Source organism: Natrialba hulunbeirensis JCM 10989, assembly GCF_000337575.1.
GTDB lineage: Archaea > Halobacteriota > Halobacteria > Halobacteriales > Natrialbaceae > Natrialba > Natrialba hulunbeirensis.
On the sequence record NZ_AOIM01000041.1, the window covers coordinates 368,419 to 381,650 of the forward strand.

At 60.9% G+C, this 13,232-nt stretch carries 14 protein-coding genes and 1 pseudogene; 6 read left to right on the forward strand and 9 right to left on the reverse strand.

Translation table 11 applies throughout. From position 1 onward, the window contains the following. The first annotated feature begins 4 nt into the window (after positions 1 to 4). Positions 5 to 2,044: a SpoVR family protein gene (locus tag C483_RS17835; protein WP_006654760.1), complete on the forward strand. Its 2,040-nt coding sequence runs from the start codon at positions 5 to 7 to the stop codon at positions 2,042 to 2,044. Positions 2,045 to 2,175: 131 nt separating this feature from the next. Here C483_RS17835 and C483_RS17840 read toward each other — a convergent pair whose 3' ends face one another. After that, the gene (locus C483_RS17840) at positions 2,176 to 3,444 is read right to left on the reverse strand and encodes a saccharopine dehydrogenase family protein (RefSeq protein WP_006654761.1); all 1,269 of its coding nucleotides are present in this window, start codon (positions 3,442 to 3,444) and stop codon (positions 2,176 to 2,178) included. 251 nt (positions 3,445 to 3,695) lie between these two features. Between C483_RS17840 and C483_RS21200 the strand changes: the two are divergent. Next, positions 3,696 to 3,850: pseudogene (locus C483_RS21200) on the forward strand (2Fe-2S iron-sulfur cluster-binding protein); the annotation flags it as partial. 128 nt (positions 3,851 to 3,978) lie between these two features. Here C483_RS21200 and C483_RS17845 read toward each other — a convergent pair. From C483_RS17845 to C483_RS17855, 3 genes are all read right to left on the reverse strand, one after another. After that, on the reverse strand, positions 3,979 to 4,806 hold the full coding sequence (locus C483_RS17845; protein ID WP_006654762.1) for a class I SAM-dependent methyltransferase: 828 nt from the start codon (positions 4,804 to 4,806) through the stop codon (positions 3,979 to 3,981). 112 nt (positions 4,807 to 4,918) lie between these two features. Beyond that, positions 4,919 to 5,737 carry a helix-turn-helix transcriptional regulator gene (locus C483_RS17850; RefSeq protein ID WP_006654763.1) on the reverse strand — a complete coding sequence of 273 codons (819 nt, stop codon included), beginning with the start codon at positions 5,735 to 5,737 and terminating at the stop codon, positions 4,919 to 4,921. A gap of 366 nt (positions 5,738 to 6,103) precedes the next feature. Continuing rightward, positions 6,104 to 6,763, reverse strand: coding sequence for a glycerophosphodiester phosphodiesterase (locus C483_RS17855; protein ID WP_006654764.1), 660 nt, complete (start codon positions 6,761 to 6,763; stop codon positions 6,104 to 6,106). A gap of 269 nt (positions 6,764 to 7,032) precedes the next feature. On the opposite strand from C483_RS17855, the gene C483_RS17860 reads away from it, so the two are divergent. Continuing rightward, positions 7,033 to 7,488, forward strand: coding sequence for a response regulator (locus C483_RS17860; protein ID WP_049912908.1), 456 nt, complete (start codon positions 7,033 to 7,035; stop codon positions 7,486 to 7,488). A gap of 155 nt (positions 7,489 to 7,643) precedes the next feature. Continuing rightward, positions 7,644 to 8,378, forward strand: a complete 735-nt coding sequence (locus C483_RS17865; protein WP_006654766.1) for an SDR family oxidoreductase — start codon at positions 7,644 to 7,646, stop codon at positions 8,376 to 8,378. A gap of 37 nt (positions 8,379 to 8,415) precedes the next feature. Here C483_RS17865 and C483_RS17870 read toward each other — a convergent pair whose 3' ends face one another. After that, a complete protein-coding gene (locus C483_RS17870) occupies positions 8,416 to 8,766 on the reverse strand; it encodes a hypothetical protein (RefSeq protein WP_049912909.1) in 351 nt (116 codons plus the stop codon). Positions 8,767 to 8,931: 165 nt separating this feature from the next. Next, a complete protein-coding gene (glnA, locus tag C483_RS17875) occupies positions 8,932 to 10,287 on the reverse strand; it encodes a type I glutamate--ammonia ligase (RefSeq protein ID WP_006654768.1) in 1,356 nt (451 codons plus the stop codon). Positions 10,288 to 10,577: 290 nt separating this feature from the next. On the opposite strand from glnA, the gene C483_RS17880 reads away from it, so the two are divergent. After that, positions 10,578 to 10,931: a thioredoxin family protein gene (locus C483_RS17880; protein WP_006654769.1), complete on the forward strand. Its 354-nt coding sequence runs from the start codon at positions 10,578 to 10,580 to the stop codon at positions 10,929 to 10,931. Positions 10,932 to 11,268: 337 nt separating this feature from the next. Here the strand turns inward: C483_RS17880 and C483_RS17885 are convergent, their stop codons facing one another. Continuing rightward, complete coding sequence (locus C483_RS17885; RefSeq protein ID WP_006654770.1) at positions 11,269 to 11,757, reverse strand: hypothetical protein; 489 nt, start codon at positions 11,755 to 11,757, stop codon at positions 11,269 to 11,271. 114 nt (positions 11,758 to 11,871) lie between these two features. Further along, positions 11,872 to 12,279 (reverse strand): hypothetical protein, encoded by a 408-nt coding sequence (locus C483_RS17890; protein WP_006654771.1) that lies wholly within the window; start codon positions 12,277 to 12,279, stop codon positions 11,872 to 11,874. A gap of 531 nt (positions 12,280 to 12,810) precedes the next feature. Between C483_RS17890 and C483_RS20275 the strand changes: the two genes are divergently transcribed. Continuing rightward, positions 12,811 to 12,969 (forward strand): hypothetical protein, encoded by a 159-nt coding sequence (locus tag C483_RS20275; protein WP_160166265.1) that lies wholly within the window; start codon positions 12,811 to 12,813, stop codon positions 12,967 to 12,969. A gap of 26 nt (positions 12,970 to 12,995) precedes the next feature. Here the strand turns inward: C483_RS20275 and C483_RS17895 are convergent, their stop codons facing one another. Continuing rightward, complete coding sequence (locus tag C483_RS17895) at positions 12,996 to 13,211, reverse strand: hypothetical protein (protein WP_006654772.1); 216 nt, start codon at positions 13,209 to 13,211, stop codon at positions 12,996 to 12,998. Between the last annotated feature and the right edge of the window lie 21 nt (positions 13,212 to 13,232).

Genomic DNA, 13,232 nt, shown 5'->3' on the forward strand with positions numbered 1-13,232 from the left:
TCCCATGAGTAAACGAAACACCAACGCCGACAGATTCCGCAAACAGGCGATCGCGACCGAACTCGAGGAGCCGGTCACCGAAGCCCGCAACTTGGCGACAAAACTTGGCCTCGAGCCGTACCCGGTCAACTACTGGATCATCGACTACGACGAGATGAACGAGCTCATCGCCTACGGCGGGTTCCAGTCGCGGTACCCACACTGGCGGTGGGGGATGCAGTACGACCGCCAGCAAAAGCAGGGCCAGTACGGCGGCGGCAAGGCCTTCGAAATCGTCAACAACGACAACCCGGCTCACGCGTTCCTCCAGGAGTCGAACACGATCGCCGACCAGAAGGCCGTCATCACCCACGTCGAGGCCCACTCGGATTTCTTCGCGAAAAACGAGTGGTTCGGCCTCTTCACCAGCGGCCGAGCTGACGAAGAACAGGTCAACGCGGCGGCCATGCTCGAACGCCACGCCCGCGCGATCGACGAGTACATGTCCGATCCCGAAATCGACCGCGCCGAGGTCGAGAAGTGGATCGATCACTGTCTCAGTCTGGAAGACAACATCGATCAGCACCAGGTATTCGAGCGTCGGCTCGACGTCGACGGCCCCGCAGTGACGGCCGATCTCGACGAGGACCTCGCCGAAAAACTCGACGAGCTCGAACTCTCCGACGAGATCAAGGGTGAGGTGTTCGACGAGGAGTGGCTCGAGCGCCTCGAAGGGGAGGACGGCGGTATCACGTTCCCCGAGGTGCCCCAGAAAGACCTCCTCGCGTTCGTCCGCGAACACGGCAAGCAGTACGATCCCGATGCCGAGCGCGCCGTCGAAATGGAAGAGTGGCAACGGGACGTGCTCGACATGATGCGCGCCGAGGCGTACTACTTCGCCGCCCAGAAGATGACCAAGGTGATGAACGAGGGCTGGGCCGCCTACTGGGAGTCGACGATGATGACCGACGAGGGCTTCGCCGGCGCGGACGAGTTCATGAACTACGCCGACCACATGGCGAAGGTGCTCGCCTCCGGCGGACTCAACCCCTACAGCCTCGGCATGGAGCTGTGGGAGTACGTCGAGAACACGACGAACCGCCAGGAGGTCCTAGAGCACTTGCTCCGCGTCGAGGGCATCTCCTGGCGCAACCTCACCGATGTCGTCGACTTCGACGACGTACGCGACCAGCTCGAGCCGCCCGCCGAACTCGACTCGATCACGTCGGAGACGATCGACGACCTCGCGACTGCGGACGTGCCCGACGAGTGGCTCGACCACGAGGCACTCGAGTTGGCTCGCGAGGGCGAGATCGACGTCGACCGCTACCCCTGGAAGGTGCTCACCTACGAGGGACTCGCGCGTCGCCACTACTCGCTTGTCAAGCGCCAGAACCGCGGGTTCCTGCGTCGGGTCAACCAGAACGAACTCGAGCGAATCGGGCGGTATCTGTTCGACGACGCCCGCTACTCCTCGGTCGAGGAGGCACTCGCTGAGGTCAACTACACTGCGGGCTGGGATCGGCTCTTCGACGTGCGCGAGAGCCACAACGACGTGACGTTCTTAGACGAGTTCCTCACGCAGGAGTTCATCACGGAGAACAACTACTTCACCTACGAACACTCGAAGGCGACGGGCCAGTTCCACGTCGCCAGCGACGCCGCCGAGGACGTCAAGAAGAAGCTCCTGTTGCAGTTCACCAACTTCGGGAAGCCGACCATCGCGGTCTACGACGGCAACTACAACAACGCGAACGAACTGCTGCTGGGCCACCAGTACAACGGCGTAATGCTCGATCTCGGGAAGGCGACGGAGACACTAAAGCGCATCTTCGAGCTCTGGGGGCGACCGGTGAACCTGCTGACGATCGTCAAGGAGGTCAACGAGCACGATATAGAGGTCGCAAAGCGGCGGAACCGCGAACCCGAGGCCGAAGAGCAGGGCAAGCTCATCCGCTACGACGGCGAGGAAGTGACGACAGAAGACGTGCGCTGGGACACGGTCGAACACCTCTCGGCCGACGACGTGGATTACGACACGAAGCCGGAGGACTGGCTCGCCTGAACTCGGTAGATGGACCTTCCGCACACTCCACGCGTTGGCAGTAGTTACGATCAGGATTTCTTTGATCAGGTCTATTCCTGAAACTGAATCGGAATTCGGTCACTACACGTGCGTATCGAATACCCTCACTGCTACGTCTGATCGGGGTCCCACTCACCCACTTCAACACCCAGTCCCGCCCGACGCAACCCGTCGGCGAGCGGATCACCGATAGCTGCCGCCGGGGTGAGGATACCGCCCTCGAGCGGCGAGTCGATTTCGTCGGAGACGAGACACATCGCCGCCTCGCCGAGCATCTTCGCGGTCGCGCCGTATCCCGGATCCTGATCGGCGCTGATCCGACTCTCGACGACGAACGGCCCGTCGGTGGCGGTTCCACGACCGAGCACACGAATCGTAAAGTATCCGTCCTCGATCTCTGCTTTCGTCGGTCCCTCGCCCGGATCGGGGAACACGAAGCGACGGAGGGCTTCCCGCGTCGGACCGAAAGTCAGCGCCGCAGTCGCCACCCCGAGGCCGACCGTGACGGCGCTTGCACCCACCAGACCGACGGGACCCGATCCGACGGGGACGACCTCCGTACACTCGAACTCGCGACCCCACGGGTACTCGAGTAGGGCGTTGCTCCGTCGAATCACTCGCTCGTTCATGACCGCCATCGGCGACGGGGCAGTCCACTCCCCTCGCAGTGGATCTTTGCTCGGGAGGGTCTGTACGCCTGGATCGACGCCGTCACGTTCGCCTGGCGGTGCCAGCGAATATGGGTTTTGAAGGGTCTTGCGGGCGATCGGATCGGTGGACGTGGCCTGGAACACTTCGACGATGCTGGACATCGTTCCGCCGCTTACCCCGCCGCGACCGTCCTCGAGGTAGATCCGAACCAGATCACAGGGCGTTCCGAACTCGTCGATGGCGAACGACTGGACGAGCAACGTGGCGAGGTCGGCTGGGATCGAATCGAACCCGCAACTGTGGACGATACGAGCGCCTGCATCGACCGCATCGTCGTGGTACCGGTCGATCATCTCCCGGATCCAGTTTACTTCCCCGGTGAGATCGCAGTAGTCCGTTCCGGCCGAGATACACGCCTCGACGAGCGGCGTGCCATACTTCGTGTACGGGCCGACAGTCGTACAGACGACGCGGGTATCCTCGGCGATGGTGCGCAGGCTCTCCGGCTCCGTTGCATCGCCGATGACGATCGGGAGTTCCTCCCATCCGGCGCGCTGCTCCACGAGTGCAGTTTCCAGTTCGCGAAGCCGCGTCTCGTCGCGACCACCGAGGGCGAGTGAGAGGTCGTCTGACCTGTACTGTTCAGTGAGGTACTCGGCGACGAGACGGCCAGCGACGCCGGTTGCACCCCAGACGACGAGATCGTATGTCCGGTCGGTGTTCGACACGAATAGTAGTCGCTTCGTGGCCCATCGCCCTCAACCGTTCGGTGGTCACCACACTGGTGCATGTCACTCCGCAGCGTGTAGCCGTCAGTTATGGGAGCCACTGCACACCAGATCGCACGACAACAGTGCGAGTCAGAACGAGCGCGGTTCGGAGGGTGCGCGGTTCGGAGCGAGCGCGGTTCGGAGCGAACGAAGTGAGCGAGAACCGCGGAAAAGCGAACGGGGAACAGCGTGACCCGTGAGCGAACAAAGTGAGCGAGAACCGTAGACGAGGTGCGGACAAGTCACCGCACAACGGCCAGTTGACACCCGAAACTGTCGCGGGCTGGGGACGTGCGGAACCTGTGCTGTTGCGGTGTCCGGAGAGGTGAGCGACCACGGACCCAGGGAACGACTTCGCCTGTCGATGCGCTCCGTACAAGATGCACGTGCTTAGTGTTCGATGGCGAATCGAGATGATAACGGCGCGAAGCGAATGGTGTCGTCGTGCTGAGTCCGTCGCGCTTCTCTCGAACGAAGACGTTGTCCGCTCTGCTACCTACCCGCGGTGACGACGTACGATTCCATTGGTGAGGCTACTCCTTCGTCGTCGCTGTACGCGTGCAACGCATCCGTGACCCTGTGAATCAGTTCGTCTCGCACCGATCGGTCGAGGGCTGCGATCGATTCGGCGAGCGGTGAGCTAGCCACCTCGCGGCGAACGAACTCCGAGGGCGACGGATAGCGCACGGAACCGATCTCGATGGTAACCGAGACCTCGTCGAATCCCCCATCTTGAACGAGTGTCCGGAGATCTTCCCCGTCCCACGCTGGGAACGGAGAGCGCATCATCTCCCCAGCTTCGTCGCCGATGTACCGCTCTACGGCGTCGGCTAACACGACGTATGCAGGCTGGTAGTCGAGCGGTCGCCAGACGCTCAGTGCCACGCGTCCATCCGGCGCAAGAACCCGATGCATCTCCCCGATTGCAGCGACAGGGTCGTCGAAGAACTGGAGCGCTTGTTGACAGCAGACGACGTCGAACTCCTCGTCAGAGAACGGAAGCGCAGTCGCGTCGCCCTGCCGCCACTCGATCTGCGGGCGGACCTCGGTAGCGACTTCCTCCGCCACTGTGAGCATTCCGTCGTTGATATCAAGCCCTACAACGGATCCAGTCGTACCGACCCGAGATGTGGCACGGCGCGCCACGATGCCGGTCCCACAGGCAACGTCCAGGACTCGATCTCCCTCGCCTATCTCACCGGTCTCGATCAGTCGATCTGTCCATGACGCAAAAATCGCTGGCACGAGATACTGTTCGTAGGCCTCGGAAGCGCTCTGTTCGATCTGCCAGCCGGCCGATTGACGTGTCTGATCACTCATGGCCTCTCACCACGAATGCAGGTACGCCGCGAATGGATGTATAAATGTCTAGTGAAATCTTTCATGGCGTGAAAGCACCCCTCGCGAGGACGATCTGCGTTGGGGGCGTCGATCATCGGGCCGATTCGGCCGAGAGGAGGTCAGTTGCGTCGGCGAGCGGTCGAGCTTCATCTCGGAACCGTTCGTAGTACGACTCCGCCCACGCACGCATCTCGTCGCTCTCAGTGTCGACAAGTGACTGTAACGCCCCCGTTTCCGTGTCGTAACAGCAGATGCTGACTCGGTCATCGAAGAGACAGATTCCACACTGGTCGTCGAGGGGCAGATCATCGTGTAACAAGATCGTGTAGTTGGCGCGCGTCGCCGTCTCCACGACTGTGTCTTCGTCCCACGAGAGGAGGTCTTCGAAAACGTCGGGTGGATAGATGTATTCACAGTGCAAGCCATCCAGGACATGGTCGAAGAACGGCTCCAGATTCCCCGATTTGAGCAGTGCCATGCCAAATCCGCGCATCGTTCCCGTCGCTGTTATGAGTTCCGTGAGACGTTCGACCGGCTTGTAGGGGTACCCGGGCCCTGGCTGGGAGATCACCACGTCGGTGAACAACTCGATAGTAAACCCGTCGATCTCGTGTGGTAACCACGGCCAGACCTCGCGAAGTCGCCGCTGATACGCTATCGCGTCCGAAAAGTCCTCGAGCCAACCGGCCACGAACTCACCCAGCTCAGTTAGCTGGTACGTTTTCCCATCTCGTTCGATCCAGTGGCGGTCTTGGAAGTCGGCGAGGACTCGGCCCATGGTCGGAGAAGACGCTCCTGTTGCGGTACGGAGCTCGTCCCGGTCACACGGACCGCTGGTCAGTGCGTCGAGCACCCCGACACGATGGGGCGAACTAACGAGAAATTCGATGTCATCGAGCGTTGCACCCATAGGTAATGGCACGAGTTGCCACACAATAATCGTATAGCCCGGCCTCTCGTTGCGCTACTACCCTGTACAACGCCAACCCGTTCCTGAGAGGTGAGCCAACACCTATAGTAGCCACTGCAAGTCAATGCACACCTGATCGCACGACTACTGTGCGATCAGTGTGTAAATAGTTGCAGTGTTACTATACCTTGAAAAGAATCTGCTGTATACATGCTCGATATTCCGCAGGCGACGTTTGGCATAATTCGGAAAGACCGATAACCGCTTCAATAACTGTGTACCCTGCATTTACTGCGCTTCTCACCGCTCATTCTGGATAAAGAAAGCCAACTACCAATGACTGTCAAACTCTATTACCAACGACTGTTATACGCGAATCGGCCGATCCGCCGAAATACAATCAACACCGCGAAGCCCGAGCAATAGCGCCGTCAATCGACGCTCGATCGACCACGCGTGGACCTCGAGATCCACCGTCTTCGCTCGCGGCACCAGCTGCGTCGTCAAACAGCGCCAGTAGTTCGCCCCGATCACGTCACAGTCGAGTTCGACCGCCGTCGTCACCGGCGTCTCGAGTCGCCGACTGACGAGCAACCCCGTCGGCTGGCTCGAATCCAACTCGCGGATCGTCCGCAATTCCGGCGCGAGAAACGACGTCGTCACCACGCGATTCTCGACGCCCTCGAGTGCATCGAGCACGTCCGCCGCAATTCCCAGTTCCTTCATCTCGAGGTTGATCTCAACGCCGGGCGGGACGGCCTCGAGCATCTCCTCGAGTGTCGGAATTTGCTCGCCGGACTCGAGTACGGTGTGTGTTTGAAGGTCGTCGAGGCTGCTCTCTGCGACGGTGGCGACGCCGCCGGTGACGCGCTCGATCGTCTCGTCGTGGATGACGACGAGTTCGCCCGAGCCACAGCGTCGGACGTCGAACTCGACGGCGTCCGCGTACGCCGCGGCAGATTGGACAGCGGCGATGGTGTTCTCGGGAGCCGTTGCGGCGAAGCCGCGGTGGGCGATCAGACGCATTCGCTCACTGTGATGAGGGCCAGGGGCTTGAGTGTCACGTCGAGTGCTGGTGAGGTGAGCACACCCGATCCGTAACCGTGGTGGCGCGACAAATTGTACGAACGTGTGACTCCCACGGGAACAGAGCCATTTTTTCTGGAGCGAAACGGTCGACTTCCCAAACCGTTTAGCACCTATGTTTAAACGGATTCGTTGAGAATTCTCGTTCGAGTGTTACCAGTGATGTGTCGTCGACGAGTAGCAACGTCCTCGGAGAAACGGTGGCTGTGATGAGTGATCGACGAGCGGAACCGTTCGATATCCTGCTGGTCGAGGACGATCCGAACGACAGAGACCTCGCACGTGATGCCTTCGAGCAGCTCCCCGTCGACGTGACGTTTACTGTCCCCCCCGACGGCGAGACTGCACTCGAGGAACTGTCCCAGCGACAGGCCGACGAGACCGCCGAGCTACCCGCGCTGGTGTTGCTCGACCTTGATCTGCCAAGCGTTGACGGTCACGCGTTCCTCGAGGCAATACGGGATGATGCGTCGCTCGTTCGGCTACCGGTGATCGTCCTGGCGAGTTCGGAGACCGAAGAGGACGTACAGCGCAGCTACGAACTGGCCGCAAACGCCTATCTGACCAAGCCCGTAGAGGCGGATGCGTTTTACTCGCTTGCGGAGGCGGTCTCCGAGTTCTGGTTCGAACACGTGTTGTTGCCGCCGTCTTCCGGTTCGAAGTAGCGATAGCGGGAGCGGGAGCGGAAGCGGAAGTAGGAACGGGAGTGAGAGTGAGAGAGCAGCAGGGCGCAAAGAGAGTAGGGGGAGGGAGCACCAGAAGAGAACCGAAACGAGAAGCAGCACATAGATTCATCCGGCCGCTCGTTGGAGACTGTGCTATGTCGCCACAGCACACTGCAGACTTCGACTTCACGGATAGCGTCGCAATCGTCACCGGCGCGAGTGGGGCGCTCGGAAGCGCCGTCGTCGAGCGATTCCGTGCAGACGGCGCAACCGTCTGTGCAGTCGATATCGTCACACCCGACGACGAGGACAGCCTACTCGAGCAGGACCCATCAGAAACGGCGGATCTGGCGTTCTACGAGGCTGACCTGACCAACGAGGCGGACGTCTCCGCCGTGATCACACAGATTATCAACGATCACGGCCGAATCGATCACCTGCTGAACATCGCCGGCACCTGGCGCGGCGGCGACCCTATCGAGGACACCGATCTCGACGAGTTCGAACTGCTGCTCGACGTGAACCTGAAATCGGCGTTCCTCATGTCGAAATATGCACTCTCACACCTACAGGACAGCGAGGGATCGATCGTCAGCGTCAGCGCTCGCGCGGCACTCGAGGGCGGCGAGGGCGACGGCCCCTATCGGATCACGAAAGCGGGGATCAAGTTGCTCACCGAGACGCTTGCGGCGGAGAATCGGGGCACCGTTCGGGCGAACTGCGTGCTCCCGAGCGTGATCGATACGCCGATGAATCGAGAGATGATGGCCGACGCGGATCACGACTCGTGGGTCGATCCCGCCGAAATCGCGTCCATGATGGCGTTTCTCTGTAGCGATGGCGCGACAGCCACGAGCGGGGCTGCGGTGCCGGTGTACGGCGGGGCCTGAGTTGGCACCCGGTCCGCAGCCGTAGCCACTCATCCGGCTACTCGTCTGCCAGTCGCTCGGTTTCCGACTTGATTTCGTCGTCCTCGCGCCACTGGTAGTAGCGGTACCGGTCGCCCGCAATCTCGACCACAGAGACGGCTGCGCGATCCGGAACGGACGGCGGCGACTCCGAGGACGACTCCGGCGACGGGTGCTGAGACGTGGATGGAGACGTAGACGAGGACGAAGACTCCCCATCAGCAGGTGCCGATTCCGTCCACTCGGCGAGTGACAGCGCATATTCTGCGGCCGACAGCAACGTCTCGCTGTCGTGCGACTCGAGTGCCTCGACGAGTTCATCGTCGAGTGCGGCTGGTGGCTGTGGGGGAGTGGGGTCGCGTTCAGTCACGGATTTGGTCTCACCGGCGAGTGGGAGGACGAGCCCAAAACAGTCTCCGGTCTCGATTCGGTCACAGCACGGTTCTGGTTCGAAACGAAAAATCAGATCGAGCGTCGCAGAGCCGAACGCCACAGATCAGAGACGACACCTCGAAATCAAGCCACCGGGAGCGGCTCAGAACGTCTCGAGGTAGCGGTCGAGTTCCCACTGGGAGACGTCGATCAGGTACTCCTCGAACTCCTGGCGCTTCGCCTCGACGAACTTCGGTCCGACGTGCTCGCCGAGCGCGCTGTAGATCGCCTCGTCCTCCTCTAAGGCGTCGACGGCCTCGCCGAGGTTCGACGGCAGCGTGTCGATGCCGTACTCCTCGCGCTTCTGCTCGTCGAACTCGTAGATGTTCTCACGAACCGGGTCGGGACACTCGAGATCGTTCTCGATACCGTTCAGTCCGGCGTGGATCATGACGGCGATGGCGAGGTACGGGTTACAGGACGGGTCAGGCGAGCGCAGTTCGACACGCGAAGCAGCGGGCACGCGGGCAGCAGGTTTGCGGATCAACGCCGAGCGGTTGCGGTCGGACCAGGCGACGTACACTGGTGCTTCGTAGCCTGGCACGAGGCGTTTGTAACTGTTAACCGTCGGGTTCGCGACCGCCGTAATCGCGGGTGCGTGCTCAAGCACGCCAGCGAGGAACGAGTGTGCAGTGTCCGAAAGATCGAACTCGTCGTCCTCGTCGTGGAACGCGTTCTCACCGTCCTCGGTGAACAGCGAGAGGTGCGTGTGCATCCCCGAGCCGTTGATCTTCGGGATCGGCTTGGGCATGAACGTCGCGTGGAGGTCGTGCTGGGCCGCAATCGCGCGAACGACCGTGCGGAACGTCCCAACGTTGTCCGCCGTCGTCAGCGCATCGTCGTACTCGAAGTTGATCTCGTGCTGGCCGCGGGCGACCTCGTGGTGGCTGGCTTCGATCTCGAAGCCCATATCCTCGAGGCCGTAGATAATGTCGCGGCGAACGTCGCTTGCGAGGTCTTTCGGTGCGAGGTCGAAGTAGCCGCCGTGGTCACCGGTCTCCGTCGTTGCGCGACCGTCTTCGTCCTCCTCGAAGAGGAAGAACTCCGGTTCTGGCGCGGCGTTGACCGTGTAACCCATCTCCTTGGCGCGCTCGAGTGCGTTCTTCAGCACGTAGCGTGGGTCGCCCTCGAACGGTTCACCCGTCGAGGTGTCGTAGACGTCACAGATCATCCGGGCCGCTGCGCTGTCCTCGTTGTTACGCCACGGAAGGATTGCGAACGTCTCCGGGTCCGGTTTGAGGCGCATGTCCGATTCCTGAATGCGGACGAAGCCCTCGATCGAGGAGCCGTCGAAGTAAATACCCTCTGTGAACGCCTTCTCGGCCTGACGGGCCGGAACGGAGACGTTTTTGACCGTTCCCAGAATGTCCGTAAACTGCAGTCGGAGGAAGTCGACATCCTCTGACTCGATTTTCTCCAGTACCGATTCTTCCGCTGAGGTCAGGTTCCCATCTGTCATCTTCTACTCGATCCAGACAACCACTTCCACTACTAAAACTCTATTGTTGTGGGCGAATATACTGAGAACGATGGAATAGTGACCAATTGTCCACTCAATCTCTACCTCAGTAGAGAGAGCAATACCGGACAGGCAACACTTGCGCACCGAGTGGAAGAACGTGTGTCATGGGTGGGAGAGACATGATTGTCAGGCGGTGGTTCAGACTGGTGTCACACGAACACCGATGCGGACCACCGACAATCCGAGCCAGTCGTCACTTGTTTCGCACGTCGGCCCCACGTCCCAGTATGGACGACCACACACCGACCCCAGCCGACCTCGACGACAGCGACGCACTCGAGTCCTTCGTCGCGAGTCACGAAACGTGTCTCGTCGAGTTGTACACGAAGGGGTGCTCGCTGTGTCAGGCGATGGAGCCGGTGCTCGGCAACGTCGCGCGGTCGACGGGAGTACCCGTCGGGATGCTGAATCCGAGAGACGACCTCGAACTGGTCGAGCGGTTCGACGTTCGGTCGGTGCCGAAGCTCGTGGTGTTTCACGAGGGAGAGCAAGTAGCGAGCCGTGCGGATGGATTCCTTGGTGGTGACGAAGTGACTGCGTTTCTCGAAACGCACGCACCTGCGGTGAACGAGAGCGCGTAGCGGAACGCCTGCACGCAGCGGAACATCTTGGAAACAAACGGAGAGAACTGGTTGGGTTAGTCGTCGCGAGTGTCGGTTTCAGTGCTGCTGTCGGCAGCTTCGTCCACGTCGGCCCGCTCGTTCTATCGGCAGCCTCGGCTGATTCAACGGTCTGGTGAACAGCACCAGCAGCACGGTATCAGCAACCTCAGCGACAGCAACCATTCAGCAGCAGCAAAATCTCAGCAACAGCAACGACAACAACCATACCCACAGCAGCGACAACAACCATACCCACAACAGCGACAACAGCACCACCAACCCCGACTACAGTGTCAGTATCCGTCTTTCTGCCAACTCACTCCTCAGAGTCAGCACCGCTAGTCTCTGAGCCATCTTCACGATCCGCGCCCTCAGCATCGTCGTCAGCGTTCCCCTCCACACTATCATCACCGAGTTCAGCCAACTCGACCTCGCCCGCAAGCACCTGCTCGCCGAGGTCTGTGATATCATAGACGCCCGGCATATGTTTCGTCAGAAGCCCGCGCTTTGTGAGTTCGCGACAGCGATAGGCTGCGTGGGGACCACGACAAACGTCTTCGGCTGCAATCTGATCGGGGGAGAAATACTCTTCGCGGCCCATGTACTCGAGTACGGTTTCGTCGACTGGGTCGGTCCAGTTTGCGTCGGTGTCGTCGGTGCCGTCGGTGTCGTCGGTGCCGTCGGTGTCATGGGCGTCGTCGGTGCCATGGATATCGCCGGTACCGTTGGCTGCGTCAGTCGGTTCGGTTTCGGTGCGATCCGCATCGTCGTCGCCATCGCCATCTCCGTCTCCGGCTGCAGTCATAATCGACAGTACTCGTTCGTGCTCCAAGAAGGAATTGATTGGATGCGTGTGACGGTGACAGGTGGCCAGAGGCGGCTTCTGGCGGGGCTGACACCGTGTGTGCTCGCGGTTCGCTCAGCTGGTGTTGTAGTCGACGTGAACGTGTGGTGCCGCACTCGGCGAGAGGCCGGTGATACCGCGGTCGACGAACGTCACGTCGGTCAGGTCGCCGGTGAATTCGAACTCGACGGTACCGTCTTCGATGGTCCCTTCGACTGTCGATCCGGAAAGTACGGAGGTGTCGATCGTCGCCGCTGCGTCGCAGCCCTCGATACGCCCTTCGACCGTAATTTCGAAACTCGTCGGGACACCGCGGCCGATGATCGTCAGTGTTCGACCGGAGCCGTCAGGGTCGCCTGTTGCGACGATGGTCGCCGGCGATGGGTCAGTTGTCGCCGCCGGCGTTTCGGGGTAGCTGCCCTGTACTGGCTGTTCCAGCGGGCTGTGTTCATCTCGTACCACATCAGCATCATCCTGTGCCATACCCTTCGAAAGCAGAGTAATTGCTCATAAATCTTCCCACTGAATTATCGCCACAAGGGAGTGAAGGTTTCCTCGTCTTACTGGTTCTCTGCGAGGATACTCCGGGCACGACGACAGACAGGAGGGAGTGACCGAAAGACAGGGGAGATCACGAAACCGTCCGGCACGGATGCGGTCACGAGGGGTGCTGGTGAGAGATTCGCTCGGCGACTGTACTCGGAATCGGCGTTCCGCAGTCCGTGCACTTCCAGCTTCGTGAGACCGTCCCCGACTCCTTCTGGAGGTCCTGTCTGTACTGTAGGCGAGCACCGCACTGACATGTGTACGTCGTTTGGGACATGGGAACATCGAAAGCGGCGTACTGAGACGCTATCGAGGCGGAAACAGCCGGACCGAGCGCGCTGTGATCGTGCTGCCAGCCAGTCGGTCGCCGGCCCCGCTCGTAGCCGAGTACAGGTGCGTCTCCGAAATGACGGCACGGGTTTCGATCTCAAGCCGTGGACTCGTCCCCGCAGGACAACGAGACGCGCTATGGACTCGAAACGTCCCGGCGTACGAGTGGACGAACAGCCGGACGAAGAGGGCCGCGTGACGACGACACGGACGGATGACGCCGACAGCGAGTTGGGGCTCCGAGCACGACTGTCCGCACTGGCTCGTCGGCTACGCGACACACTGGTTCGTCGGTGAAGAGACAGGCGGGCCGTTCGAGGACGCTACGTGTCCTCGAGGAGGCCGAGTTCGGTCGCGACCAGATCGGCGATCTGATCGGCAATATCTGGATCGACCTGTGCGATGTCCTCGCCGTCGTGAAGCTGGTCGTTGTGGCGCTCGACTGCGTCGGCGACACTCGAGAGCGGCACGCGCGAGGTCGTCTCACAGGCGCTACAGACGATCGGAACCTGCGGGGCGTCCGTGTCGTCGGTCGTCATTTGTCGGGAGTCTCGTGGCAA